Source organism: Mesorhizobium sp. WSM4871, from assembly GCF_055811295.1.
Map to the genome: position 1 here is coordinate 335,415 of NZ_JBVVPU010000005.1, position 24,421 is coordinate 359,835.

Annotated in this window: 26 protein-coding genes and 1 tRNA gene; 19 read left to right on the forward strand and 8 right to left on the reverse strand. The window is 62.9% G+C overall.

Going from position 1 to position 24,421, the window contains the following annotated elements:
- Position 1 precedes the first annotated feature (1 nt).
- The 5 genes from AC0L2H_RS13375 to AC0L2H_RS13395 all read left to right on the forward strand — a co-directional run bounded on the left by AC0L2H_RS13375 (position 2) and on the right by AC0L2H_RS13395 (position 5,151).
- Positions 2–925 (forward strand): carbohydrate ABC transporter permease, encoded by a 924-nt coding sequence (locus tag AC0L2H_RS13375; RefSeq protein ID WP_473590654.1) that lies wholly within the window; start codon positions 2–4, stop codon positions 923–925.
- Between the two features lie 2 nt (positions 926–927).
- Positions 928–1,209 carry a DUF2160 domain-containing protein gene (locus AC0L2H_RS13380; RefSeq protein WP_107647646.1) on the forward strand — a complete coding sequence of 94 codons (282 nt, stop codon included), beginning with the start codon at positions 928–930 and terminating at the stop codon, positions 1,207–1,209.
- A gap of 78 nt (positions 1,210–1,287) precedes the next feature.
- The gene (locus AC0L2H_RS13385) at positions 1,288–3,012 is read left to right on the forward strand and encodes an ABC transporter substrate-binding protein (RefSeq protein WP_473590655.1); all 1,725 of its coding nucleotides are present in this window, start codon (positions 1,288–1,290) and stop codon (positions 3,010–3,012) included.
- A gap of 128 nt (positions 3,013–3,140) precedes the next feature.
- Positions 3,141–4,634 (forward strand): glycerol kinase GlpK, encoded by a 1,494-nt coding sequence (glpK, locus tag AC0L2H_RS13390; protein WP_473590656.1) that lies wholly within the window; start codon positions 3,141–3,143, stop codon positions 4,632–4,634.
- A gap of 22 nt (positions 4,635–4,656) precedes the next feature.
- On the forward strand, positions 4,657–5,151 hold the full coding sequence (locus AC0L2H_RS13395) for a DUF6882 domain-containing protein (protein ID WP_473590657.1): 495 nt from the start codon (positions 4,657–4,659) through the stop codon (positions 5,149–5,151).
- A gap of 101 nt (positions 5,152–5,252) precedes the next feature.
- Here AC0L2H_RS13395 and AC0L2H_RS13400 read toward each other — a convergent pair whose 3' ends face one another.
- Positions 5,253–5,729 (reverse strand): BA14K family protein, encoded by a 477-nt coding sequence (locus tag AC0L2H_RS13400; RefSeq protein WP_473590658.1) that lies wholly within the window; start codon positions 5,727–5,729, stop codon positions 5,253–5,255.
- A gap of 302 nt (positions 5,730–6,031) precedes the next feature.
- Between AC0L2H_RS13400 and AC0L2H_RS13405 the strand changes: the two genes are divergently transcribed.
- A tRNA-Lys gene (locus tag AC0L2H_RS13405) sits at positions 6,032–6,107 on the forward strand.
- Between the two features lie 553 nt (positions 6,108–6,660).
- Here AC0L2H_RS13405 and dprA read toward each other — a convergent pair.
- Genes dprA through AC0L2H_RS13425 form a run of 4 tightly spaced genes read right to left on the reverse strand, consistent with a single transcriptional unit; the run spans position 6,661 to position 10,677 of the window.
- On the reverse strand, positions 6,661–7,779 hold the full coding sequence (gene dprA, locus AC0L2H_RS13410; RefSeq protein ID WP_473590659.1) for a DNA-processing protein DprA: 1,119 nt from the start codon (positions 7,777–7,779) through the stop codon (positions 6,661–6,663).
- Positions 7,776–8,363, reverse strand: coding sequence for a glycerol-3-phosphate 1-O-acyltransferase PlsY (gene plsY, locus AC0L2H_RS13415; RefSeq protein ID WP_473590660.1), 588 nt, complete (start codon positions 8,361–8,363; stop codon positions 7,776–7,778). Before plsY ends, dprA begins: the two co-directional genes overlap by 4 nt.
- Positions 8,364–8,419: 56 nt before the next feature.
- Positions 8,420–9,706 (reverse strand): dihydroorotase, encoded by a 1,287-nt coding sequence (locus tag AC0L2H_RS13420; protein ID WP_473590661.1) that lies wholly within the window; start codon positions 9,704–9,706, stop codon positions 8,420–8,422.
- Positions 9,703–10,677 (reverse strand): aspartate carbamoyltransferase catalytic subunit, encoded by a 975-nt coding sequence (locus AC0L2H_RS13425; protein ID WP_473590662.1) that lies wholly within the window; start codon positions 10,675–10,677, stop codon positions 9,703–9,705. Before AC0L2H_RS13425 ends, AC0L2H_RS13420 begins: the two co-directional genes overlap by 4 nt.
- A 175-nt stretch (positions 10,678–10,852) precedes the next feature.
- Here AC0L2H_RS13425 and AC0L2H_RS13430 point away from each other — a divergent pair, with 175 nt between their 5' ends.
- The 3 genes from AC0L2H_RS13430 (at position 10,853) to AC0L2H_RS13440 (ending at position 13,478) form a co-directional block, all read left to right on the forward strand.
- The gene (locus tag AC0L2H_RS13430) at positions 10,853–12,481 is read left to right on the forward strand and encodes a DNA alkylation response protein (protein WP_473590663.1); all 1,629 of its coding nucleotides are present in this window, start codon (positions 10,853–10,855) and stop codon (positions 12,479–12,481) included.
- A gap of 125 nt (positions 12,482–12,606) precedes the next feature.
- Positions 12,607–13,167, forward strand: a complete 561-nt coding sequence (locus AC0L2H_RS13435) for a hypothetical protein (RefSeq protein WP_473590664.1) — start codon at positions 12,607–12,609, stop codon at positions 13,165–13,167.
- A complete protein-coding gene (locus tag AC0L2H_RS13440; protein WP_473590665.1) occupies positions 13,167–13,478 on the forward strand; it encodes a DUF6105 family protein in 312 nt (103 codons plus the stop codon). Before AC0L2H_RS13435 ends, AC0L2H_RS13440 begins: the two co-directional genes overlap by 1 nt.
- Here AC0L2H_RS13440 and ruvX read toward each other — a convergent pair.
- Positions 13,445–13,930 (reverse strand): Holliday junction resolvase RuvX, encoded by a 486-nt coding sequence (gene ruvX / locus AC0L2H_RS13445; protein ID WP_473590666.1) that lies wholly within the window; start codon positions 13,928–13,930, stop codon positions 13,445–13,447. The genes AC0L2H_RS13440 and ruvX overlap by 34 nt on opposite strands.
- A 117-nt stretch (positions 13,931–14,047) precedes the next feature.
- Between ruvX and AC0L2H_RS13450 the strand changes: the two genes are divergently transcribed.
- The 6 genes from AC0L2H_RS13450 (at position 14,048) to AC0L2H_RS13475 (ending at position 18,629) form a co-directional block, all read left to right on the forward strand.
- Positions 14,048–14,755: a metal-dependent hydrolase gene (locus AC0L2H_RS13450; RefSeq protein WP_473590667.1), complete on the forward strand. Its 708-nt coding sequence runs from the start codon at positions 14,048–14,050 to the stop codon at positions 14,753–14,755.
- Positions 14,756–14,793: 38 nt separating this feature from the next.
- The gene (locus AC0L2H_RS13455; RefSeq protein ID WP_107647660.1) at positions 14,794–15,210 is read left to right on the forward strand and encodes a hypothetical protein; all 417 of its coding nucleotides are present in this window, start codon (positions 14,794–14,796) and stop codon (positions 15,208–15,210) included.
- A 90-nt stretch (positions 15,211–15,300) separates the two neighbouring features.
- Positions 15,301–15,588, forward strand: coding sequence for an Asp-tRNA(Asn)/Glu-tRNA(Gln) amidotransferase subunit GatC (gene gatC / locus AC0L2H_RS13460; RefSeq protein ID WP_473590668.1), 288 nt, complete (start codon positions 15,301–15,303; stop codon positions 15,586–15,588).
- A gap of 6 nt (positions 15,589–15,594) precedes the next feature.
- Positions 15,595–16,056 carry a GNAT family N-acetyltransferase gene (locus AC0L2H_RS13465; protein WP_473590669.1) on the forward strand — a complete coding sequence of 154 codons (462 nt, stop codon included), beginning with the start codon at positions 15,595–15,597 and terminating at the stop codon, positions 16,054–16,056.
- Positions 16,053–17,618, forward strand: a complete 1,566-nt coding sequence (locus AC0L2H_RS13470; protein ID WP_473590670.1) for an amidase family protein — start codon at positions 16,053–16,055, stop codon at positions 17,616–17,618. Before AC0L2H_RS13465 ends, AC0L2H_RS13470 begins: the two co-directional genes overlap by 4 nt.
- A gap of 207 nt (positions 17,619–17,825) precedes the next feature.
- Complete coding sequence (locus AC0L2H_RS13475; protein WP_473590671.1) at positions 17,826–18,629, forward strand: YdcF family protein; 804 nt, start codon at positions 17,826–17,828, stop codon at positions 18,627–18,629.
- On the opposite strand, the gene AC0L2H_RS13480 is transcribed toward AC0L2H_RS13475, so the two are convergent.
- Positions 18,566–19,321: a DUF599 domain-containing protein gene (locus AC0L2H_RS13480; RefSeq protein WP_473590672.1), complete on the reverse strand. Its 756-nt coding sequence runs from the start codon at positions 19,319–19,321 to the stop codon at positions 18,566–18,568. The genes AC0L2H_RS13475 and AC0L2H_RS13480 overlap by 64 nt on opposite strands.
- Positions 19,322–19,483: 162 nt before the next feature.
- On the opposite strand from AC0L2H_RS13480, the gene AC0L2H_RS13485 reads away from it, so the two are divergent.
- The 4 genes from AC0L2H_RS13485 (at position 19,484) to AC0L2H_RS13500 (ending at position 22,932) form a co-directional block, all read left to right on the forward strand.
- Positions 19,484–20,887, forward strand: coding sequence for an L-serine ammonia-lyase (locus tag AC0L2H_RS13485; protein ID WP_473590673.1), 1,404 nt, complete (start codon positions 19,484–19,486; stop codon positions 20,885–20,887).
- Positions 20,888–20,961: 74 nt separating this feature from the next.
- A complete protein-coding gene (locus tag AC0L2H_RS13490; protein WP_473590674.1) occupies positions 20,962–21,399 on the forward strand; it encodes a DUF1489 family protein in 438 nt (145 codons plus the stop codon).
- 103 nt (positions 21,400–21,502) lie between these two features.
- On the forward strand, positions 21,503–22,234 hold the full coding sequence (locus AC0L2H_RS13495) for a VWA domain-containing protein (RefSeq protein WP_473590675.1): 732 nt from the start codon (positions 21,503–21,505) through the stop codon (positions 22,232–22,234).
- Positions 22,234–22,932, forward strand: a complete 699-nt coding sequence (locus AC0L2H_RS13500) for a DnaJ domain-containing protein (protein WP_473590676.1) — start codon at positions 22,234–22,236, stop codon at positions 22,930–22,932. Before AC0L2H_RS13495 ends, AC0L2H_RS13500 begins: the two co-directional genes overlap by 1 nt.
- A gap of 45 nt (positions 22,933–22,977) precedes the next feature.
- Here AC0L2H_RS13500 and AC0L2H_RS13505 read toward each other — a convergent pair whose 3' ends face one another.
- On the reverse strand, positions 22,978–24,363 hold the full coding sequence (locus tag AC0L2H_RS13505) for an SPOR domain-containing protein (protein WP_473590677.1): 1,386 nt from the start codon (positions 24,361–24,363) through the stop codon (positions 22,978–22,980).
- Positions 24,364–24,421 lie beyond the last annotated feature (58 nt).

Consider the following 24,421-nt stretch of genomic DNA (forward strand, 5'->3'; position numbering starts at 1 on the left):
GATGAGCGGCGCCAACGAAAGAACGACGAGGCAGGACAGAGTGAGCGAAACGACGGCCTCGGAAGGACTAGCCAGCGCAATGTCGCAGGATGAGATCGCCCGGCTGATGCGGCGTCGCGGCGAGGAATCGCGCTGGTGGTGGATCGTGCCGACGGTCTACATCATCGTTCTCCTGCTGCCGATCTACTGGCTCATCAACATGAGTTTCAAGACCAACAGCGAGATCGTGTCGTCGCTGACGCTCTATCCACACGCGCCGACGATCGGCAACTACGTCACCATCTTCACCGATCCGTCCTGGTACAAGGGCTACATCAACTCGATCATTTATGTCGTTATGAACACAGTGATTTCGATCGCTGTCGCTTTGCCCGCCGCTTATGCGTTTTCGCGCTATCGCTTCCTCGGCGACAAGCATTTGTTCTTCTGGCTCCTGACCAACCGCATGGCGCCGCCGGCTGTGTTTGCGCTGCCGTTCTTCCAGCTCTACTCGGCCTTCGGCCTGATCGACACGCATATCGCGGTGGCGCTGGCGCACTGCCTGTTCAACGTGCCGCTGGCGGTCTGGATCCTCGAAGGCTTCATGTCGGGCGTGCCGAAGGAGATAGACGAGACGGCCTATATCGATGGCTATTCCTTCCCGCGCTTCTTCCTCAGGATATTCATGCCGCTGATCGCCAGCGGCATCGGCGTCGCCTGCTTCTTCTGCTTCATGTTCTCATGGGTCGAGCTTTTGATCGCGCGAACCTTGACCACGACCGCCGCCAAGCCGATCGCCGCGATCATGACGCGAACGGTCTCGGCCTCCGGCCTTGACTGGGGCGTGCTGGCCGCGGCCGGCGTGCTCACCATCCTTCCGGGCGCGCTCGTGATCTGGTTCGTACGCAACTATATCGCCAAGGGCTTTGCCCTGGGGAGGGTGTGACGATGAACCTTTCCTGGATGGCATGGACGCTGCCGACAGCGATCTTTTTCATCACGATCCTGCTGCTGCTCTGCGGCATGGCGATCTGGGAATACGCCTCGCCGGGCGGCAATCCTCGGGTCGGCGTGCTCCGCTTCGAGACGACGCGCGGCGACCGTCTTTTCCTGTCGCTGCTGGGCAGCGCCTTTATCCATCTCGCTTGGCTGGGTCTTGTCGGACCCAATCTGTGGTGGGCTCTCGCTCTCTCCGTGGTCTACGCCATCGGCGTGTTCCGCTACGTATAGAGGGGGAAATAGTTGGGGCGGCCGCGTGCCGGCGGCTGCTCCGATCGCACTTGAAACTGAAACAGTGGAGGAAACGAAATGAGACGGCAATTTTTGACATCAACGACTGCGCTTGTCCTGTTGTTCGGGGCAGGCAACGCTTATGCCGGAATGGACGAAGCCAAGGCATTCCTCGACGCTGAGATCGGCGACATGTCGACCCTCGATCGCGCCGCCCAGGAGGCCGAGATGCAGTGGTTCATCGATGCCGCAAAACCGTTTGCGGGCATGGACATCAAGGTCGTTTCGGAAACGATCACGACGCACGAGTATGAATCGAAGACGCTGGCCAAGGCGTTCGCCGACATAACGGGCATCAAGATCACCCATGACCTGATCGGCGAAGGCGATGTCGTCGAAAAGCTGCAGACGCAGATGCAGTCGGGCGAAAACGTCTATGACGCCTATGTCAACGACTCCGATCTGATCGGCACCCATTGGCGCTACCAGCAGGCGCGCAGCCTGACCGACTGGATGGCGAACGAGGGCAAGGACGTCACCAATCCGAACCTCGACCTCGCCGATTTTATCGGCACCAAGTTCACGACGGCTCCGGACGGCGATCTTTACCAGTTGCCCGACCAGCAGTTCGCGAACCTCTACTGGTTCCGCTACGACTGGTTCAACGACGAGAAGAACAAGGCCGACTTCAAGGCGAAATACGGCTACGACCTCGGCGTGCCGGTCAACTGGTCGGCCTATGAGGACATCGCCGAATTCTTCACCGGCCGCGAGATCGACGGCAAGAAGGTCTATGGCCATATGGACTATGGCAAGAAGGATCCGTCGCTTGGCTGGCGGTTCACCGACGCCTGGCTGTCGATGGCCGGCAATGGCGACAAGGGGCTGCCGAATGGCCTTCCGGTCGACGAGTGGGGCATCAAGGTCAACGAGAAGTCGCAGCCGGTCGGCTCGTGCGTCGCGCGCGGCGGCGACACCAACGGCCCGGCCGCCGTCTACTCGATCCAGAAATATCTCGACTGGCTGAAGGCTTACGCTCCGGCCGCGGCCCAGGGCATGACCTTCTCTGAATCCGGCCCGGTCCCGGCTCAGGGCGAAATTGCCCAGCAGATGTTCATGTACACGGCCTTCACCGCCGACATGGTGAAGGACGGCCTTCCCGTCGTGAACGCGGACGGCACGCCGAAATGGCGCTTTGCTCCGTCGCCGCATGGCGTCTACTGGAAGGACGGCATGAAGCTCGGCTACCAGGACGTCGGCTCCTGGACGCTTCTCAAGTCGACGCCTGACGACCGCGCCAAGGCAGCTTGGCTCTACGCGCAGTTCGTCACCTCGAAGACCGTCGACGTGAAGAAAAGCCATGTCGGCCTGACGCTGATCCGCGAGAGCACGATCCAGCACAAGAGCTTCACGGACCGCGCTCCGAAGCTCGGTGGCCTGATCGAGTTCTACCGCTCGCCAGCCCGCGTCCAATGGTCGCCGACGGGTACCAATGTTCCTGACTATCCGAAGCTGGCACAGCTTTGGTGGCAGGCCATCGGCGATGCCTCGTCGGGCGCCAAGACGGCGCAGGAGGCGATGGATTCGCTCTGCGCCGAGCAGGAAAAGGTGCTTGAGCGTCTCGAGCGCGCCGGCATCCAGGGCGACATCGGCCCGAAGATGGCCGAAGAGCATGACCTCGCTTACTGGAATGCCGACGCGGTCAAGAACGGCAATCTCGCGCCGCAGCTCAAGATCGAGCCGGAGAAGGACAAGCCGATCACCATCAACTACGACGAGCTGGTGAAGAGCTGGCAGAAGTAAGACTGTTGATGCGGGTCTTCGCGCCCGCATCGCTATAATCGGGGGAGGCGGCATGTTGCCGTCTCCCCTGTTTGTATGGACAATTGCTATGCCGTGCGCCCTGTTGGGCATACGCCGAGGGAGAGATTATGAGCGGATACATCCTGGCGATCGATCAGGGCACGACATCGAGCCGGGCGATCCTGTTCGACGACAAGATGAAAATTGCAGGTAGCGGGCAGCAGGAATTCACCCAGCATTATCCGGCCTCCGGCTGGGTCGAGCACGACCCGGAGGAAATCTGGGGAAGCGTCGTCGCGACGGTTAAGGCCGCGCTCAAGAATGCTGGCCGCGAGGCTTCCGATGTCGCCGCCATCGGCATCACCAACCAGCGCGAGACCGTCGTCATATGGGAGAGGGCGACCGGCAAGCCGATCCACAACGCGATCGTCTGGCAGGACCGGCGCACCGCGCCGCTGTGCCGGAAGCTCAAGAAGCAGGGGCTGGAGAAGACATTCACGGGAAAGACCGGGCTGCTGCTCGATCCTTATTTCTCGGGCACCAAGATTGCCTGGATGCTGGACAAGGTGAAGGGCGCCAGAAGACGCGCCGAGAGGGGCGAGTTGCTGGCCGGCACCATCGACAGTTTCCTGATCTGGCGGCTGACCGGCGGCAAGGTTCACGCCACCGACGCCACCAACGCCTCGCGCACGCTGGTCTACAACATCGAGAAGAATGCCTGGGACGACGAACTGCTTTCCATCCTGCGTATCCCGGCCGCGATGCTGCCTGACGTCAGGGATTGCGCCGATGATTATGGAATCACAGAGAAAAGTCTGTTTGGTGCGGAGATTAGAATTCTCGGCGTGGCGGGCGACCAGCATGCGGCGACCATTGGCCAGGCCTGTTTCGAGCCGGGCATGATGAAATCCACCTATGGCACCGGCTGTTTTGCGCTGCTCAACACCGGCGGCGATCTGGTGCGCTCGAAGAACCGGCTTTTGACGACCATCGCCTATCGGCTGAACGGCAAGACCACCTATGCGCTGGAAGGCTCGATCTTCATCGCGGGTGCTGCCGTGCAGTGGCTGCGCGACGGCATCAAGGTGATCGGCAAGGCCGCGCAGAGCGGTGTCCTGGCGGCGTCAGCCGATCCGACGCAAGATGTCTATCTGGTGCCGGCCTTTGTCGGGCTCGGCGCGCCGCATTGGGACGCCGATGCGCGCGGCGCCATCTTCGGGCTGACGCGCAATTCAGGGCCGGCGGAATTTGCCCGCGCCGCGCTCGAATCAGTCGCTTTCCAGACCCGCGATCTGCTCGACGCCATGCGCAAGGACTGGAAGGGCGCCTCGGCCAGGACCGTGCTTCGCGTCGACGGCGGCATGGTGGCCTCCGACTGGACCATGCAGCGGCTGGCCGACATTCTCGACGCGCCGGTCGACCGTCCGACCATTCTCGAGACGACGGCGCTTGGCGCGGCATGGCTGGCCGGCTCGAAGGCAGGTGTGTGGCCGAAGGCAAAGGAGTTCGCCAGGAGCTGGGCGCTTGACCGGCGCTTCAAGCCGGATATGGATGCTTCAATACGTTCCGCCAAGCTGGCGGGTTGGCGCGACGCTGTGCGCAGGACTCTTAGCGAACAATAGGTCGGGCGGTTGGGGGCACATCGTGCTGGAACGAGGCGCAATCGATCCGGGCTCGTATGCCGCTTGGCGGGAAGAAGCTTTTGAACAACTGAATGCCAAGAACGACCGCTTGCAGAAAGATTTCGGCCTTGGCGGTTGGCCGCGCTATGACTACGACCTGACGACCGGAAGGCTCCTTTTCTCCGAGGAAGGGGTCGTCAAGGTCATTGCCGAAATCCAGATTGCGGGCTCCACCAGCGCGAAGGCCAGGAACTGGCTTTGGGCTTGGGCAAATTCAAACCTGCCTGGCGATCTTCTCAGCGATGCAAAGCTGGTTCGTTCCTTCGGAGAAGCGAACAAAATCGATGAGCTGGCCCAGTCTTATGTGATCGATACGGACAATGACCTGGAAGCGCTCGGTTGGGATTTGACCGGGGCGGTGGTTCGAATTTGCGACGCCCTTGGCGCCTATCGTTCTCCGCGTGGTGAAGGCGGAGGCCTTTACCTGACTATCAAGAGCATTAACTGGGCTAGCTGATCCGGACTTCCTTTAGCAATGCGCCCTTGCCGAGATACCAGAACAGAGCCCGTGCCAATGGAGGCACGGGCTCTCTACTACCTGTAACTGATTGACCGTCCTCAGTAGGGCGAATAGCACTGCTGGCGCGGACCGTTATAAGGCTGGAAAGTATTGTCCGATGCACGATAGGACCGGTAGCGGTCATAGCACCACTGCACGTGGGCGTCGCCCCGATAGACGCGGTTCTGATTGTTGACGATCGCGCCGGTGATCAGCGCGCCGGTCGCGAAGGCAGCCAGCGGGAACCAGTAGTCGCCGTGACGGCGATAGCCGCGACGCCATTCGCGCGAACCGCGATGGCCGCGCCAGTACCTGCCGTCGTTACGGGCAAAGCTGCGGCGCGAGAAGTCACGGCGGGAGAAATTGCGGTTGAAACTCCGCTTCCGCCACGGCTCATACTGGACGGTCTGGACGTTTGACGAAAGCCCCTGGTTCAGCGGCACATAGGTCGGTTGCGCGTTGACCGGCACGATCTCCGCGGCAGCAAACGAAAGCGAGAGAGTGGTCGCCAGCAGACCCGACATGATCCTGTTCATGATCTTTCTCCTTGAAGGGTGGTTGACGTCCCTTGTGGCGAGAAAACGGACAAGGCGTACAATTGTTCCTCGAAATATAGCAATGCGCTGATTTATAATGTTTCTCTCGCCTGGCCGCTGCGCTTATGGCCAGCCTTTCGCCCGCCTGTTGAATACTGTTAAGCGCCTGCCGGCTCGGTGGCATGAGGCGCTGCGGCACCGCGAGAAATCCCGGCTTTCGCTTTGTCTTTTTCCGGTTGACCCGTTGCGGCACTCTCCCTATGTTCCGCGCAATTTCGAGGGCGGCATATCTGGGCCCGCGGGAGCGCGTAGCTCAGCCGGTAGAGCAACTGACTTTTAATCAGTAGGTCATGGGTTCGAGCCCCATCGCGCTCACCAACAAAAACAGGGTCGGTTCCGGACACATGCTCGGAATTGGGTCTTCCGCGATCACACCATAACAAGTCTCGCGAACTTGGCTTCTATACGCAGGCGGCGGACCTGGTTCCGCTCGGCCGGCGCCCATCAGGCAACCTACCCCAACGCCCCCCAAGTGGCGCCGGCCATTCCTTTCCCGACAAGAGCAACAGCAATTGCACCGAGCTCCCGCCAGCGGGGGCCAGGCCGATGGCGCCGACAGGCGCTCGGCCCAGGTCAACGCATCGGGCCGCGCCTGGGGGAAATTCTCCTTCGTTTGAGCGATGCAGGAACAAAGCCCGGTGCCCTAAGTTCAAGGGCATATATTAGCAGGTGCTTTTATGAGATTTTTGCCCGTTCAAGAGCCGACCAGCACATGGGCCGTCTTTGACACGACCGTGGATGTGCCGGCAGATTACGCTGGTATTTGCCTTATCGGTTTGACGCGGGCCCGAGCGGAGTGGTTTGCGGCAAGAGCCAATCGAGATGCATCGGCGAGCGTTTTCACAAGACTGGTGTGCCGGGGAGATCTCGATCAGATCAGCGACACGTTCCCGCCTGCATGCCGTTCCAGCCGGCCGGCGAGGTCGAGTTCCAGCAGCACCATGAAAACCTGGGCTGGATGCAGGCCGGTGTGACGAATGATCTCGTCCACCGCCACCGGCGTCGGGCCGAGCGCCTCGATGACGCGGGCGCGGTCGTCCTCGCCGGGCGGCGGTGTCACCGAGAAATCGGGCGGCTCCTCAAGCGGCGCCCCGGGCATCTGCGTGCCGACCAGCGGTGCGATCGCGCTGGAAATGTCCGAGGCCTCGGTGACGAGGGTGGCGCCGTCCTTGAGCAGGCCGTTGGTGCCGGCGGCGCGCGGATCGAGCGGTGAGCCGGGGACGGCGAAGACCAGCCGGCCCATCTCGCCGGCAAGCCTGGCGCTGATCAGCGAGCCCGAACGTTGCGCGGCCTCGACCACGACCAGTCCCAGGGCGGCGCCGGCGACAAGGCGGTTGCGGCGCGGAAAATCCTGGGCGCGTGGCTGCCAGCCAAACGGCATTTCCGATATGATGGCGCCGCGCTCGGCAATCTCGTCGCACAGGCCGGTATTCTCGGGCGGGTAGGGCATATCGAGGCCGCCGGCCAGCACACCGATCGTGCCGGTCGCAAGGCTGCCCTGGTGTGCCGCGGTGTCGATGCCGCGCGCCAGGCCGGAGACGATGCCATAGCCGTCGCGGCCGAGTTCCGCGGCGAGCGTCCGCGCCATCTTGATACCGGCCAGCGAGGCGTTACGAGCGCCGACGATGGCCACTGCCGGCAAGCGGAACACCGCCCCTTCGCCCTTCACGGCGAGCAGCGGCGGCGGATGATCCATGCTCTTTAGCAGCGGCGGGTAGTCGGCCTCGCCGATGCCGACGAAGCGGGCGCCGGCCCGACGGGCGGCGTCCAGTTCGGCTTCGGCCTCGGCGACGGACGGGATGCGGGCGATGCGGCTGGCGCCGCCCGAAATCATCAGTTCGGGCAGGATCTCCAATGCCGCTTCGGCTGAGCCGAAGCGGTTGATCAGATCGCGAAAGGTCGCTGGGCCGACATTCGGCGTTCGTATCAAGCGAAGCCAGCTCAGCCGCTGCCGGTCGCTGAGGCGCGGCCCGGCGGAACGCTGGCTCATCCCTTGGCCCCGATCTTGCCCTCGGTGCCGGCCAGCAGCCGCTCGATGTTCGCCCGGTGTTTTATGATGACGACCAGGCTCATCAACGCGAACAGCCCGGCAATCTGCGGTGTGCTGAGGAAATAGAGCGCGATCGGTACGATGATCGCAGCCGTGAGCGCCGCCAGCGAGGAGTAGCGGGCCAGGAACGCAACCGCCAGCCAGACGACGGCGAAGATCAGCGCCACCTGCCAGGCAAGGGCAATCAGCACGCCGAGATAGGTAGCCACGCCCTTGCCGCCCTTGAAGCCTAGCCAAGCCGGAAAGAGATGGCCTAGGAAAGCGCCAAGTCCGGCCCAAAGCCCAAGCTCCGGAGCAAAACGGCCGGCGATCAGCACCGCTGCAGTACCCTTCAGCGCGTCGAGCAGCAGCGTCACGGCGGCGAGCCCCTTGTTGCCGGTCCTAAGCACGTTGGTGGCGCCGATATTGCCGGAGCCGATCTTGCGCACATCGCCAAGGCCGGCGGCACGGGTGATCAGCAGCCCGAACGGAATCGAGCCGAGCAGATAGCCGAAGACAATTGCCAAGACCGGACCGTAAGCCATTGTTCCCCACGTGTTTCCCAAGCCGAGTGGATTGCGGAGCGATGCGTCGCAGCCGGCTAGGCCGAAAACACTGTGCGTCCCGCTACCAGCGTTTGCAAGACCTTGCCTTGCAGCCGCGCGCCTTCGAAACAGGTGTTCTTCGAGCGCGAGCGAATGCCGTCTTCGCTGACGATCCATGGCTCGTCCAGATCGACCAGCGCGAGATCGGCCAACGCGCCCGGCTTCAGCGTTCCGCCGGGCAGGCCAAAGAGCCTTGCCGGGGCGGTGGATAGCAGCTCGACCAGCCTGAGCAGCGGCACGTCGCCATTGTGATAGAGCCGTAGTGCCGCCCCCAGCAGCGTTTCCAGCCCGATGGCGCCGGCCGCCGCATCGGCGAAGGGCAGGCGCTTGGTGTCGACGTCCTGCGGGTCGTGCGAGGAGACGATGATGTCGATGGTGCCGTCCTTGACCGCCTCGATCATCGCCAGCCGGTCTTCCTCGGCACGTAGCGGTGGCGTCAGCCGGAAAAAGGTGCGGTACTCCCCGACATCGTTCTCGTTGAGCGACAGATTGTGGATCGACACGCCTGCCGTGACATTGGCGCCATCGGCCTTGGCCCGCGTGACCGCTGCCGCCGCCATCGCAGTCGAGATCTTGGCCGCGTGATAGGCGCCGCCGGTCAGTCGCGCCAGCGCAAGGTCGCGCTCCAGCGGGATGGCTTCGGCCTCGCGCGGAATCCCGGCAAGGCCGAGCCAGCTTGCATAGAGGCCTTCATTCATCACGCCTGACGAGGCGAGGTCGGCATCCTGGGTTTCATGGGCGATGATGCCACCGAAATCGCGCGCATAGGTCAGCGCGCGGCGCATCACCAGCGCGCTTGGTATGGTGTGGCGACCGTCGGTGAAGGCGACCGCGCCGGCCTCGAGGAGCAGGCCGAACTCGGTCATCTCGCGGCCTTCGAGGCCCTTGGTGATTGCCGCCGCCGGAAAGATGTTGACGCTGGCCGTATCCTTGGCGGTGCGTAGCACGAACTCGACCAGCGCGACATTGTCGATCACCGGGTCGGTATCGGGCATCATGACGAGCGAGGTTACGCCGCCGGCTGCCGCCGCCACGCTGGCCGAGGCAATGGTCTCGCGGTGTTCGCCACCAGGTTCGCCGATGAAGACGCGTGCGTCGACCAGGCCGGGGACAACCGCCTTGCCGGCGCCATCGATGATCGTGGCGCCTTCAGGAGCACCCTGGTTGAGCGCTGCTTTGCCGGCGGCGGCGATCTTACGGCCTTCGACGATAACCGCGCCGACCTCGTCGATGCCGCGCGACGGATCGATGATGCGAACCTTGTTGAAGACCGTGGTGCTCATGCGCCGCGGCCCTCTTGGTTTCTCCCCTCTTGGTTACGACGGGGATCAAGCAGCGCTTCCATGACCGCCATGCGCACGGCGACGCCCATCTCGACCTGTTCCTGGATGACGCTCTGCGGACCGTCGGCGATTTCCGAAGCGATCTCGACGCCGCGGTTCATCGGGCCTGGATGCATCACCAGCGCGTCGTCCTTGGCGGCCTTCAGCTTCTCGGCATCAAGGCCGAAATAGCGGAAATATTCGCGCACCGAAGGCACGAAAGCACCCTCCATGCGCTCGCGCTGCAGGCGCAGCATCATCACCACGTCGGCACCTTTAAGCCCCTCGGCCATCGAGCTTGTGACGATCACGCCCATTTTCTCGATGCCGGCGGGCAGAAGCGTCGAAGGGGCGACGACGCGGACCTGGGCGCCGAGCGCGTTGAGCAGCATGATGTTGGAGCGCGCCACGCGCGAATGCAGGATATCGCCGCAGATCGCCACGATCAGCTTCGACAGCGGCCCCTTGGCGCGGCGGATGGTCAGCGCGTCGAGCAGCGCCTGCGTCGGGTGCTCATGGGAGCCGTCGCCGGCATTGACCACCGAACAGCCAACCTTCTGCGCCAGAAGTGCGGCGGCTCCCGCCGACTGGTGGCGGATGATCAGTATGTCGGGGCGCATGGCGTTCAGCGTCATCGCCGTATCGATCAGCGTCTCGCCCTTTTTCACCGAGGAGCTCGCCACCGACATGTTCATAACATCGGCGCCGAGCCGCTTTCCGGCCAGTTCGAACGAGGATTGCGTGCGGGTCGAGGCTTCGTAGAAAAGGTTGATCTGGGTGCGGCCGCGCAGCGTCGAAGTCTTCTTCTCCGGCTGCCGGGAGATCGCCACCGCTCGATCGGCCCGGTCGAGCAGAAGCTCGATGTCGGCGGGGGAAAGATCGCGGATGCCCAGAAGATGGCGGTGAGGGTAGGGGGACGAAGCGTCGGTCATCTCAAGGCGCTGCTATAGGGCTCAGATTTTGCAGCCGCAAGTACCAGCTTTGGATTGCGGCCTTTCTCCCCGGTTTTTCGTCGCGCGCGCAGCAACGCTTGGGCTATAACCGCCAACGGCTTCGGATTCGTAGCGTTCGGACAACTTCTTAGCCTTCAGACAACAGGGACAGTTCGTGACCGACGACGTGATCAACCAGCCGCCGCCGCTGACGGGCGGCAATGCGTGGCGAGGCGATCCGTTGCTGATCCAGCTTGCCGAGCGCTTTTCCGATCCGGTGCGCAAGGATCTCGACGGGCTTGGCCGTTTCGTGCTGACGCAGGAGGCGCAGGAATTGGCCCGTCTTGCCAATGTCGAGACGCCGAAGCTCAGGACCCATGACCGGCAGGGCCGGCGTATCGATCAGGTCGAGTTCCACCCGGCCTACCATGCGCTGATGCGCCGGTCGGTGGCCAACGGCCTGCACTCCTCGGTCTGGGAAAATGGCGATGCCGAAGTCGGGCGCCGCCATCAGGTGCGCGCCGCCCGATTTTACCTGACGGCCGAGCTCGAAACCGGGCATCTCTGTCCCATCACCATGACCAGCGCATCGCTGGCGGCGCTGATGGCCAGCCCGAAGCTGTTTCGCGAATGGGCGCCCAGGGTGACGACGCGCAAATACGACCAGAGCCAGAAGCCGCCGGTCGAAAAGACCGGGCTGACGCTCGGCATGGGCATGACCGAGAAGCAGGGCGGCACGGATGTGCGCGCCAACACCACCAGGGCCGAGCGCGCCGGCAGCGGGTTCTATCGGCTCACCGGCCACAAATGGTTCATGTCGGCGCCGATGTCGGATGCTTTCCTGGTGCTCGGCCAGGCGCCGGAGGGGCTTTCGTGTTTCCTCGTGCCGCGCATTCTCGGTGATGGATCAGGCAACGGGTTCCGCTTCCAGCGGCTGAAGGACAAGCTCGGCAACCGCTCCAATGCGTCGTCCGAAGTGGAATTCGTCAACGCCATCGGTGAAATGGTCGGCGAGCCCGGCGCTGGCGTAAAGACGATCATGGACATGGTGACGCTGACCAGGCTCGACTGCGCCCTCGCCTCCTCGGCGATCATGCGGGCAGGGCTGGCCGAGGCCGTCCACCACACACGTCACCGCCAGGTGTTCGGCGCCAATTTGATCGAGCAGCAGCTGATGCAGCGCGTTCTGGCCGACATGGCGCTCGACGTCGCCGCCGCCACCGCGCTGTCGTTTCGGCTGGCGCGTTCCTTCGACGAGGCGGCCAGCGACCGTGGCGAGGCGGCTTTCGCCCGCGCCATGACCCCGGTCGTCAAATACTGGGTCTGCAAGATCGCGCCGCCGCTGCTTTACGAGGCGATGGAATGCCTGGGCGGCAATGGCTATGTCGAGGAGGCGCCGCTTGCCCGTTATTACCGCGAGGCGCCGGTCAACGCGATCTGGGAGGGTTCCGGCAACGTGATGGCGCTCGACGTGCTGCGCGTGCTCGGCCGGGCGCCCGGCCTGTTCGACGAAGTGCTGAGCGGCATCGACCGCGATCTCGGAGCCGGCGGGCGTGGCACCATTGGCGTGCTCAAGGCAGCGATGCAGGTGGCGGCCACGGATGAGGGCTCGGCGCGGCTGCTGACCGAGCAACTGGCGCTGTCGGCGGCGGCGGCGGAACTGCGGCGGCTGGGAGCAGGGCGGATAGCCGATGCTTTCGTCGAGACGCGACTAGCCGGCCAGTGGCGCAACACCTACGGCATGCTCGATTCGCGCCACGATGCCCGCATGATCATCGACACGCTCTATCCGCCGGTCAACTGAGAGGGTTTTGACGGGGAATTTCGCCCCTGTCACGCCCTGTGGATAGCCGTTAACCTTAACAAATGGTTTCCATTGCGGCGGCGGGCCGCAAAGCCCACTGTCCTGTTTACCAAAGCGGGAACGCCATGCGGTACATATTGACCTCCTTTCTGGCCTTGCACTGGGCAGTAGCTTTCGCCCTGCTGGCGTTCATCTGCATTGACGGAAATCGCGGCGTTGCGGCGGCGCTCGGCGTGTTGGGCGTCGCCATTCAGAATGCCCATTTCGGCGATCTCGAAAACGCCGTCGTCGTGGCGCCGCTTGCCGTTGCATTGCTTGTCGTTGCGGTGCTGTTTTGCTGGGCCTTCGTCGAGACCCTGATCAGCGGCCCGCCAGATCCGCAAGCCGTCGACAGCGTCGTGCGCACCGCCTTCATCTCGGCTTCCGCCGTGTTGTCGTTGATATTGGTCGGCGGTGCCGCGCAAGGCATCGACGGGCTGTTCATGGCCGTCGCCGTGCAATTGGCCGCACTTCTGGCTTCTTATGTCGCCATGCTTGCGGAGCGGCGCTCGGCCATCGCCGTGGCGGTTCCGGCCAGAGCCGATATCCGGGCCGCCGCGCATCTGATGGCCAAGGACGCGGCGCACAGTTCCTTGCTGTCGCGCATTTCCGGACGATCGGAAACCAAACCGAGGGATGGCCGCTGATGCGCTATTTGTTCGCACTCTGGGCTGCTCCGCTGGTCCTGTTCTGGGGCTGGTTCTTCCTTTCGCTCAACGACATCAATTTCGGCTATGTGATGCTCAGCCGGCAATTGCATGATTTCGTCTTCGGGCTCTACGGGCAGATGCTGGGCGTCGATCCGGCCATCATTCCCGGCATGGTGGCGAAGGCCTGCGTCTTCGACGGGCTGCTCTTGATGGCGTTTTGGGCGTTTCGCCGGCGCCGGGCGATCGGCAGCTGGATCCGAACAATGCGCGAGCGCTATTTCGACCAGGCATCGACGCCGAGCGTCTGAAGCCGGTCGAGAACGCCCTGCAAAATAAAGGCCGCAGCGGCCGAATCGATCTTGCCGGCGCGTTTGCGGCGCGAAAAATCCATCTCGATCAATGTCCGCTCGGCCGCCACCGTCGACAGCCGCTCGTCCCAGAAAACGAAAGGCAGGTCTGTCAGGCCAGCCATATTGCGGACGAAGGCACGGGATTTCTGAGCCCGCGGCCCTTCCGATCCGTCCATATTGACCGGCAGTCCAAGCACCACGGCCCCGGCATTCTCCTTTTGCAGCAAGGCCAGCAGCGTGGCGGCATCGAGCGAGAACTTGCGGCGCATGATCACGGGGCGCGGATGGGCGAAGGAAAAACCCCGGTCGGAAACCGCCACGCCGATCGTCTTGTCGCCGAGATCGAGCCCGGCCAGCGTCTTGCCACCGCCGAGCTGAGCCGGCAACTCCTCGATCGTGATGACGCTCAACCGCTTTCCTTTTGACCATGGCGCGGTGCGTCCTGTACGCGCAGAGGACGCAGCGGCACTTTAACTTTGCCGTCGGCGTTCTATCCTTTACCGAAGCAAAAATCGAGGAAAGCATTGATGAAACTCACCTGGTACGGACATTCCGCATTCCGCATCGAGACCGCGGACGCGAAAATTCTCATCGACCCCTATCTGATCGGCAATCCGTCCTGGACCGGTGGTTGGGAAAGGCCCGCGGAAGGGGTCACGCATGTGTTGTTGACGCACGGCCACAGCGATCACGTCAGCGGGGCGCTGGAAGTGCTCGGGAAAAGTGGCGCCATGCTGGTCGCCAATTTCGAAATCTGCATGTACCTGGTCGGCAAGGGCGCCAGCGACAAGAACATCAACCCCGGCAATATCGGCGGCACTGTCGATTGCGGCGGCTTCACCACCACCTTCGTCCAGGCACTGCATTCCTCGTCGTTCCCGGGCGACAATGGCCAGAACACCTATCTCGGCAATCCGGGCGGGCTTGTGCTGCATTTTCCGGAGGACAAGACGCTCTACCATATGGGCGACACCGACATTTTCTCCGACATGGCGCTGATCAACGAATTGCACGAGCCGAAGATCGGCATCGTGCCGATCGGCGACCGCTTCACCATGGGCGGCGCGGTGGCGGCCCTTGCCTGCCGGCGCTTCTTCGATTTCGATACGGTCATCCCCAGTCACTTCGGCACGTTTCCGATCATCGACCAGACCGCAGAAAAATTCGTGGCGGGAATGGACGGATCGGATGTGAAAGTGGCATTGCCGAAGATCGGCGAGACGATTACCTTGTAGAAGATATCGGGTAGAAGGTACCAAAACGGAATGAAAACATGGCTTTGAGGAGCTCTCTTTGCATTTCGATGCTGGTCGCGGCATCGCCTGCGCCCGCCGCGGAGGACTTCATCGAAGGTGTCTATCTCCAATCCGAGGAGCTTTGTGCCCAAGCCAGGAAGGATACGCTGCAGACGGTGATCGAGGCCGGCAACATCGTGCTGTCGTCCCGCGGCCTGGAAAGCATCGAATACAATTGCGAATTCCTTGAGATCACCAAGGCGACTCGTTCACCGAGCTGGGCGGTGACCGCCATCTGCCAGGAGCCGGGCTATCTCTTTCCGGACGTTTTGTCGGTCACGCAAATGAATCCGAAGCAGATCGACCTGGTTTCCGTCCGGCCCGTCGACGATGAGAGCGAGGCAAGCGGCAACAGCGGCAGCTATTTCCTCTGCGACGGCGTGGCGCTGCCATAGACGCTTCCGGCCGCGTTGCCGGCATGATGCATGTTGCGCGGCACGCGCCACGCCGCTATAGCGCGACCTGGTTTTCCCGAGGCGACAAATATGTCCGTTGATGTCAAGACTGTGAAGCGCGTCGCGCGTCTCGCCCGCATTGCGGTGAGCGAGGAGGATGCCGAGCGCATGACCGGAGAGTTGAACGCCATCCTCGGTTTTGTCGAGCAATTGAACGAGGTCGACGTTTCCGGCGTCGAGCCGATGACGTCGGTCATCCCGATGGAGATGAAGAAGCGTAAGGATGTCGTCACCGACGGCAACAAGGCGGCCGACATCGTTGCCAATGCGCCGGCGACCGAAGAGAATTTCTTCCTCGTTCCGAAGGTCGTGGAGTAGCGGCCGATGGCAATCGAGATCGCCATCGAGACGCCATTGCAGGACGATGTGCGGGGGCTGATCGACGAGCTCAACACCACGCTTCTCGAGCTGACGCCGCCGGAGCATTGCTACCACATGACCGTCGAGCAGATGGCCGACGAGAATACGACTGTCTTCATCGCCCGCGACAACGGCTTGGCAATAGGCTGTGGCGCGCTCAAACGCCACGATGGCGTCATTGGCGAAGTCAAGCGCATGTATACGCGTCCCTCGCATCGCGGCCGGAAGATCGGCGCGAAAATCGTCGAGCGGGTCGAGGCGCTGGCGCGCAGCGAAGGGCTGGAGCGTCTGGTGCTGGAGACCGGCGACCGCCATCCGGCCGCCTGGACTGTCTACGAACGCGCCGGTTTCTCGCGCTGCGGCCCGGTTCTGGATTACCCTGATACCGAGTGGTCGGTGTTTTACGAAAAGAGCCTTGCCCGATGAGCGACCTGACGCAACTCACGATTTCGCAGGCCCGCGCCAAGCTGCGCGCCAAGGAAATCACCGCAACCGAGATCACCGACGCCTATCTCTCGGCGATCGAGCGGGCCAATCCGGCGCTCAACGCCTATGTCGCCGTCACCGACGACAAGGCGCGCGGCATGGCCAAGGTATCGGACGCGAAACTGGCCAAGGGCGAGGGCGGTTCGCTCGAAGGCATACCGCTCGGGATCAAGGACCTGTTCGGCACCGAGGGCATTCATACCCAGGCCTGCAGCCACGTGCTGGACGGGTTCAAGCCGCGCTACGAATCGACCGTCACCGCCAATCTGTGGGCCGACGGCGCCGTCATGCTGGGCAAGCTCAACATGGACGAGTTCGCCATGGGCTCATCCAATGAGACGTCCTACTATGGTCCGGTCGTCAATCCGTGGCGGCGTTCGCGCCTCGACACGGTGGTGATGCCGACCACGCATCAGGGCGACGGCGGTTTCGTCTCGGCCGGCGGCACCAGGACCGCGCGCACGCTGGACAATGCCCAGCTCGTGCCGGGCGGTTCGTCCGGCGGTTCGGCCTCGGCCGTCTCGGCGTTCCTGTGCGCGGGCGCCACCGCCACCGACACCGGCGGCTCGATCCGCCAGCCCGCCGCCTTCACCGGCACGGTCGGCATCAAACCGACCTATGGCCGCTGCTCGCGCTGGGGCATCGTCGCGTTCGCGTCGTCGCTCGACCAGGCCGGGCCGATCGCCCGCGACGTGCGCGACGCCGCGATCCTGCTAAAATCCATGGCCTCGGTCGATCCGAAGGACACCACCTCGGTCGACAGGCCGGTGCCAGACTACGAGGCGGCGATCGGCCGTCCGGTCAAAGGCATGAAGGTCGGCATCCCCCGGGAATATCGTGTCGACGGCATGCCCGAAGAGATCGAGGCGCTGTGGCAGAAGGGTATTGCCTGGCTCAGGGATGCCGGCGCCGAGATCGTCGACATTTCCTTGCCGCACACGAAATATGCCTTGCCGGCCTATTATATCGTGGCGCCTGCCGAAGCCTCGTCGAACCTCGCCCGCTATGACGGCGTCCGCTACGGCCTGCGCGTGCCCGGCAAGGACATTGTCGACATGTATGAGAAGACCCGGGCCGCCGGCTTCGGCCGCGAGGTCAAGCGCCGCATTATGATCGGCACCTATGTTCTGTCGGCCGGCTATTACGATGCCTATTATCTGCAGGCGCAGAAGGTGAGAAACCTCATCAAGCGGGATTTCGAGAATGTGTTCGCCGCAGGAATTGACGTCATCTTGACACCGGCGACGCCGTCGGCGGCTTTTGGCATCGCCGACGAGGACATGGCCGCCGACCCGGTCAAGATGTACCTCAACGACATCTTCACCGTGACGGTGAACATGGCCGGGCTGCCGGGCATCACCGTGCCGGCCGGCCTCGACGCCAAGGGCCTGCCGCTCGGCCTGCAGCTGATCGGCCGTCCTTTCGACGAGGAAACCTTGTTCCAGACCGCCCATGTCATCGAACAGGCGGCCGGCACGTTTCAGCCGGAAAAGTGGTGGTAGTCCTTTAGGCATCGCGTTTGAATGATGCGGTGCGCTTTAGCCCCGGTCTATGCAGGTCGTTGCCCCCAGAACCGCTACGCGCTTTTGGGCGGCATGCATTGGAGCGACCATCTGGACGCACAAAATACGCTCTGACACGTTTGGTCTAAGCACCGGGCTTTCCGAAAATCGATACCGATTTTCGGGCCGATGCGGTGGGGGTGAAGGATGTTCTTCTATCTTTCCAAATTTCTCTGGTTCTTTGTCCAGCCGTTGAATTTTGCGATCTTCCTGCTGCTGGCGGGGCTGGTGGCGGCGATGTTCGGCCGGCGAGGATTGGCGACCGCCGGCAGCGTCCTTGCCGTTCTCATTCTTGCGCTTTCGACATGGACGGAACTCGGCGCGATAATGATCAGTCCGCTGGAGGACCGCTTCCCCAGGCCACCGCTGCCAGAAAGGGTCGACGGTATCATCGTGCTGGGCGGCGGTTTGGAGAGTGCCATCAATGCCGTGCGTGGCGGCTATGAAATTAACGGCGCCGGCGACCGGATCGTTCAGGCGGCCGTGCTGGCGCGGCGTTTTCCGACAGCGAAGATCGCCATCTCCGGTGGTACCGTTGAAATGGTAATCAAAGGTGAGGGCGATGCAGACTCCGGGCCGCGCCTGCTCACGGCGCTTGGCGTGACAGCCGATCGGCTGATCCTCGAGAACAAATCCCGCAACACCTATGAGAATGCGGTCTTTACCAGGCAACTGGTCGCACCGAAACCCGGCGAGACCTGGCTGCTGGTGACTTCGGCCTTCCATATGCCGCGCGCCACGGCGCTGTTCGACAAGGCAGGCTTTCCGACCGTTCCGTGGCCGGTCGACTACATGACCTCCGGCACGGAAAGCATCGGCACATTCCCCCCCTACAACGGGCTGGAGGTCACCACCACCGCGGTCCGTGAATGGATCGGGCTGATGGCTTATTGGCTGTCGGGCCGCATCGATCGGCTTTTCCCCGGACCGGCTGACGGGCCAGGCGGCTGACCGATCACCGCCTGCCGCGCGGCGGAAAAGAACTGGCGGCGGACCAGCACAGCCAGAAGCAGCAGCGTCGACAGCACGAACACCATCGGGTCGACGAACCAGCCGAGATAACCGATCGAGAAGAACACGCCGCGCAGGCCGGAATTGAAATGCTTTCCAGCCAGCATGTTCATGCGCGCCGCCCGCCAGACCGCCGTTTCGGTCACCGGGTTGCGCGAAGCCTCGCCATGCGGGATCGGCACGGCGCCAATCAGGATCGAGCAATAGTTGAACAGCCGGTAGGCCCAACCGAATTTGAAGAAGGCAAAGGCCAGGATCAGCACCAGCCCGAATACCTTTATCTGGAAGGCCGCGCGCGACGGTGCATCGCCCAGCGGCAAGTCGCTCAGCACCGAAACGACCTGGTCGGAAGCGCCAAGCAAGGCAAAACAGCCGCCCAGCGCAATCAGCGAGCTTGAAGCGAAAAAGGCGGTCCCTTGCTGTAGCCCGCTCATGATGGCGGTGTCGACGATGCGGATCTCGCGCTCGGCCATGGTCCGCATCCAGGCTTCGCGCTGGGCGTTCATCGCCATCGTCAGCGACACGCGGCTGACCAGCCTTCCGTCGGCGGCGAGCGTGTGCAGCACCCATGCGATGAGGAAGAAGGCCAGTGCTGCGAGATCGGCCGTCGACAGATGGAAGGAATCGCCCATGCGCTTTCTTTTATCACAAGCAGAGCCGTCGCTTCGATGATCGATTTCAGTCATGTCGCTGGCGGAGCAAACAAGGTCGGCAGGCGCTGCGCCGCGATTTTCAAAAGAGCGGAAACATCATGAGAATTCCTATATGTGGATTGATCACGGAGACAGCGCCGCGTGTTCCTTTCGGTTTTCGACCTGTTCAAGATCGGCATCGGACCATCGAGCTCGCACACGATGGGGCCGATGACCGCGGCGCGGCGGTTTCTCGATGAAGTCGCGGGAGACGACTGGCCGCGGCCGGCCGGCGCCAGGGTCGATCGCATCGCCGCAAGCCTGCATGGCTCGCTCGCCTACACCGGTATCGGCCATGGATCCGACCGCGCGGTGGTGCTTGGCCTTGCCGGTGAGACACCGCAGACCGTCGATCCCGACCAGGCCGACGGCATTGTCGCTGGCATCGCCGCCGAGAAGCGGATTTCGCCGCCCGGTCATCCATCCTATCGCTTTGACCCGGACACGGATCTAGTGCTGGACCGCAAGACGCCGCTCACCGGCCACGCCAACGGCATGGCCTTCTCGGCCTATGATCCCGACGGCCGGCTGCTGCTCAGGCGCATTTATTATTCGATCGGCGGCGGCTTCGTGGTTTCCGAGGAAGAGCTGCAGCGGATGAAGGCCAAGGGCTCGGTGACGACGGAAGGCAAGAAGGTTCCCTACCCATTCAAGAACGCGGTCGAGATGCTGTCCATGGCGGCGAAAAACGGCCTTTCCATCGCCGACATGAAGCGTGTCAACGAGGAAACGCAGATGTCGCGCGAAGAGCTCGACGCTGGTCTGGACGGCATCTGGAGCGCCATGAAGGGTTGTATCGATCGTGGCCTGTCGCAGGACGGTATCATGCCGGGCGGGCTCAAGGTGCGCCGTCGAGCGCGGCAATTGCATGACAAGCTGCAGGAGCAGTGGCAGCAGAACCGGCCCAATCCCTTGCTCGCCAATGACTGGCTGTCGATCTACGCCATGGCAGTCAACGAGGAGAACGCCGCCGGCGGGCGCGTCGTCACCGCGCCGACCAATGGCGCTGCCGGAACGCTGCCCGCGGTGCTGCGCTACTGGCTGCATTTCCACCCCGAGGCCGATCAGCCGAGCATCCGCGATTTCCTGCTGACAGCTGCGGCGGTCGGCGGCATCATCAAGACCAACGCCTCGATCTCGGGCGCTGAAGTAGGCTGCCAGGGCGAGGTCGGTTCAGCCTCGGCAATGGCGGCGGCGGGTCTGTGCGCCGTCATGGGCGGCACGCCCGAGCAGGTCGAGAACGCGGCCGAGATCGCGTTGGAACATCATCTCGGCATGACCTGCGATCCGGTCGGCGGGCTGGTGCAGGTGCCGTGCATCGAGCGCAATGCGCTGGGCGCCGTCAAGGCAGTGACCGCCGCGTCCCTGGCGATCAAGGGCGACGGCGTTCATTTCGTGCCTCTCGACGCGGCAATCGAGACCATGCGCCAGACCGGCCTCGACATGAACGAGAAATACAAGGAGACCAGTCTTGGCGGTCTTGCCGTCAACGTCGTGGAGTGCTGAGCCAAAAACCTGGCACTGTGGAGAAAGTCGACCAGGCCGTTGACGGCTTCGCGTGCCGGACTAAACCTTAATCCATGTCTCTCAATCTCATAAAGCTCTGTGTCGGCTGCGACAGCGTAGAGGATCTCGAAGAGTGGATCGCCTTCCGTCTCGAGGAAAAAAGGCGCGCCGGCGAACCTGCTGAGCACTACCACACCACCCGGATGGTGCCGACGCGTGGCGCCGAAGTCACCGATGGTGGGTCTCTTTATTGGGTGGTCAAAGGCAATGTCCAGTGCCGCCAGCTGATCACCGAAATCCGGCCCTTCACCGATGGCGAGGGGATTGGTCGCTGCCATCTCGTCCTCGATCCTGTCGTCGTGCGCACCGACTGGCAGCCGCGTCGTGCCTTTCAGGGCTGGCGCTACCTGAAGCCTTCCGATGCGCCGGCCGATCTTGGCAAGGGCATGGCCGGGCTCTTCGAGATACCGCCGAAACTCAGGCGCGAGCTTGCCGACCTCGGCCTGCTCTGAGGCGAATGCGCCAGGTCCGGGGCCGATGGTCTTGATTGCTGGCCCTCCAAGTCTCATCATGTTGGACTTGCAAGCGGTGCGGCAACGCCACATCTTGAATCGCATGAGCGACAAGAAGCAACCCGTGCCCGCAAGGGCCGATCCTGCACCGGTCAAGCCTCAATCGAGCACCGGCGAAATCGACGCCTTTGTCCGCCAAGCGAGGACGCTTGCCGCGTCCGCGACTGGTTCGGGCAGGTTGATCCTTTCCCTAGACGCCACAATGAGCCGCCAGCCCACCTGGGATCTCGCCTGTGCGCTCCAGGGCGAGATGTTCGACGCCGTCGGCAGGGCCGGGGCGCTCAAGGTTCAATTGGTCTATTTTCGCGGTCTGGGCGAGTGTCGTTCATCCGCGTTCGTGACCAATACGGACGCGCTGAAGCAACTGATGACGCGGATAGAATGCCGTAGCGGCCATACCCAGATCGGCAAGGTGCTTGCCCATGCGCTGAAACAGACGGCGGCCTCAAAGGTCAATGCGCTGGTCTATATCGGCGACGCCATGGAAGAAAATGTCGACGATCTTGCCGCCAAAGCCGGCAGCCTCGGCCTGCATGGCGTTCCCGTCTTCGTCTTTCAGGAGGGTCATGATTCCGGCGCAGAAAATGCCTTCAAGGAGATCACGCGGCTGTCCAAAGGGGCATGGTTCCGATTTGATCGGCGGGCCGCCGCGACCTTGGCCAGCCTGCTTTCGGCGGTCGCCGTGTTTGCGACCGGAGGGCTGACGGCACTGGAAGCCAGGGGCAGGCCGGAAGACCGGCTGATGATCGAGCATCTGCGGGGCGGCAGGAAATAATGGGTGCGATTATCGCATTGGTAGCATTGCTTTTGGTGCTTCTCGGCGCGGCTATGATCTTCCTGCGCGCCGACCCGGCGAAACTCGCAAGCGGGATGAGGACGGTTGGGCCTGTCCTGCTGGCGCTGGTCGGGGTTGCCGTGCTTCTGGTCGGACGTCAAGGCATTGGCGGTTTGATCCTGTCGGCGGCGCTCGCCTGGTACGGCTCCATGCGAATGAAACGGCCGCCAACGAAGTTGTCGCCGGGCAAACACTCGACAGTGCGCACCGCCGCACTCGAAATGGAACTCGATCACGATACCGGCAGCCTGGAAGGCCTCGTGCTGGCCGGCCGCCATGAAGGCAAGATGCTCGGCGCCATGGCGCTTGCCGAGTTGCAGCAGCTTTACCTCGAACTTCCCGGCGACCCGGAGAGCCGCCAATTGCTAGAGACGTATCTTGACAGCAGATTTCCCGTCTGGCGCAAAGACGCTGAGGCGAATGGTGGCGACGGGCTGGGTGTTGCGCCAGGTGCGGGCGCCATGACTAAGGAGGAGGCCTACAAGATCCTTGGTCTTGAAGCGGGGGCCGCCGCGGCGGATGTCCGCAAGGCGCACCGCCGCCTGATGCAGCGCCTGCACCCCGATATCGGTGGCACGTCTTTCCTTGCGGCGCGGATCAACGAAGCCAAGGATGTCTTGCTCTCCAATCACAACTAGTCTCCTTCGACGCAGAATTTCCCGGGAGGCGTTCTTCCACACCGCCTATTGCTGGACGGCGTAGCACTCGATCTTCTTTTTCTTCAGGGCGCTGCAGGCTTTCCAGGCGGCGTTCTTCGAACCGAAGCCGCCAAACCTGGCGCGGTAGTAGGTGACGCCATCCTTGTCGAAAGCGACGGTGAAACCGGACGCGTCGGCGAGGACCGAGGGGGCCTGCTTCGTCGTCTTGTCGAGGAAAGCCTGGGCTTCGGACCGTTTTGGCGAAGAAGCGACCTGTATTGCCCAGCCCGAGGGCACCGATGCGGTATTGACGGGATCGACCGCCTCCGTGTCGCCATAGGCCGCCGCAACCCGGGCCGTCGCCACATCGTCCGCTGTGGCCACGGCCACGGTCTTGACCTTTCTGGTCTGGACGACGGGAGTGGTCTCATCGACGACGGGCGCGTTTTCCTCAACGAGAGCGGCAACGGCATCATTGTCCGGCTTTTCGTCCGGCGTCGGGGCGTCGTGCTTGGGCAAAAACACCTTGGCCAGTGCCGTGATCGGATTGCCGCCACCAGCCTTGGCGATCAGCGCGCCGCTGCCGCGCGACGACGCCTTCGGCATGTAGGCGTTGATCAAACCGGCCATCTGGTTGTCACGGCTGCCGCCCGATTTCCCGCCCATGACCACCGCTACGATGCGGCGATCGCCATCGGAAACCGAGGAGACAAGATTGAAACCGGAGGCCCGCGTGTAGCCCGTCTTGATGCCGTCGACGCCCTTGATGCGGCCGAGCAGCCGGTTGTGGCCGTTAATGCGCTTGCGGCCGTACAGGAAAGAGCGCTGCGAGAAATAGCCGTAATACTGGGGAAAATGCTCCCTTAGCGCGATGCCGAGCATCGCCATGTCGCGCGCGGTCGTGAACTGACCGGGGTCCGGTAAGCCGTTGGCATTGCGGAAAACGGTCGACTTCATGCCCAGCGCCCGGGCCTTGGCGGTCATCATACGGGCGAAATTGGCTTCATTGCCGCCGAGGAGTTCGCCAAGCGCCGTTGCCGAGTCGTTTGCCGACTTGGTCACCATCGACAGGATCGCGGTCTCGACCGTGACCACCCCGCCGGGCCGGACGCCGAGTTTCGTCGGCGGTTCGGCTGCGGCACGTGCCGAGAAAACGACTCGCGAATTCTTGGCGATCTTGCCCTTCGCCATGGCCTCGAAGGTCAGGTAAAGCGTCATCATCTTGGTGAGCGAGGCGGGGTAGCGCCGGCCGTCGGCATCCGAGGAATAAAGCACCTTGCCGGTCTTGGCGTCGATAACGATAGCGGCCGACCTGGCCGCCTGCGACGAAGCGGCCTCGGCAACGACAAATGTCATCGCCAAAGCGAGGATCACGATCGTTTTCAAAGAGGACGCGGATTTGGAAAGAATGCCCGACAACGCCTGACGCACCGATAATTCCTTTGAGTTTTTTGTTGCCCTGGAGGCGGCAAAGGGTCCCTGCCTCACT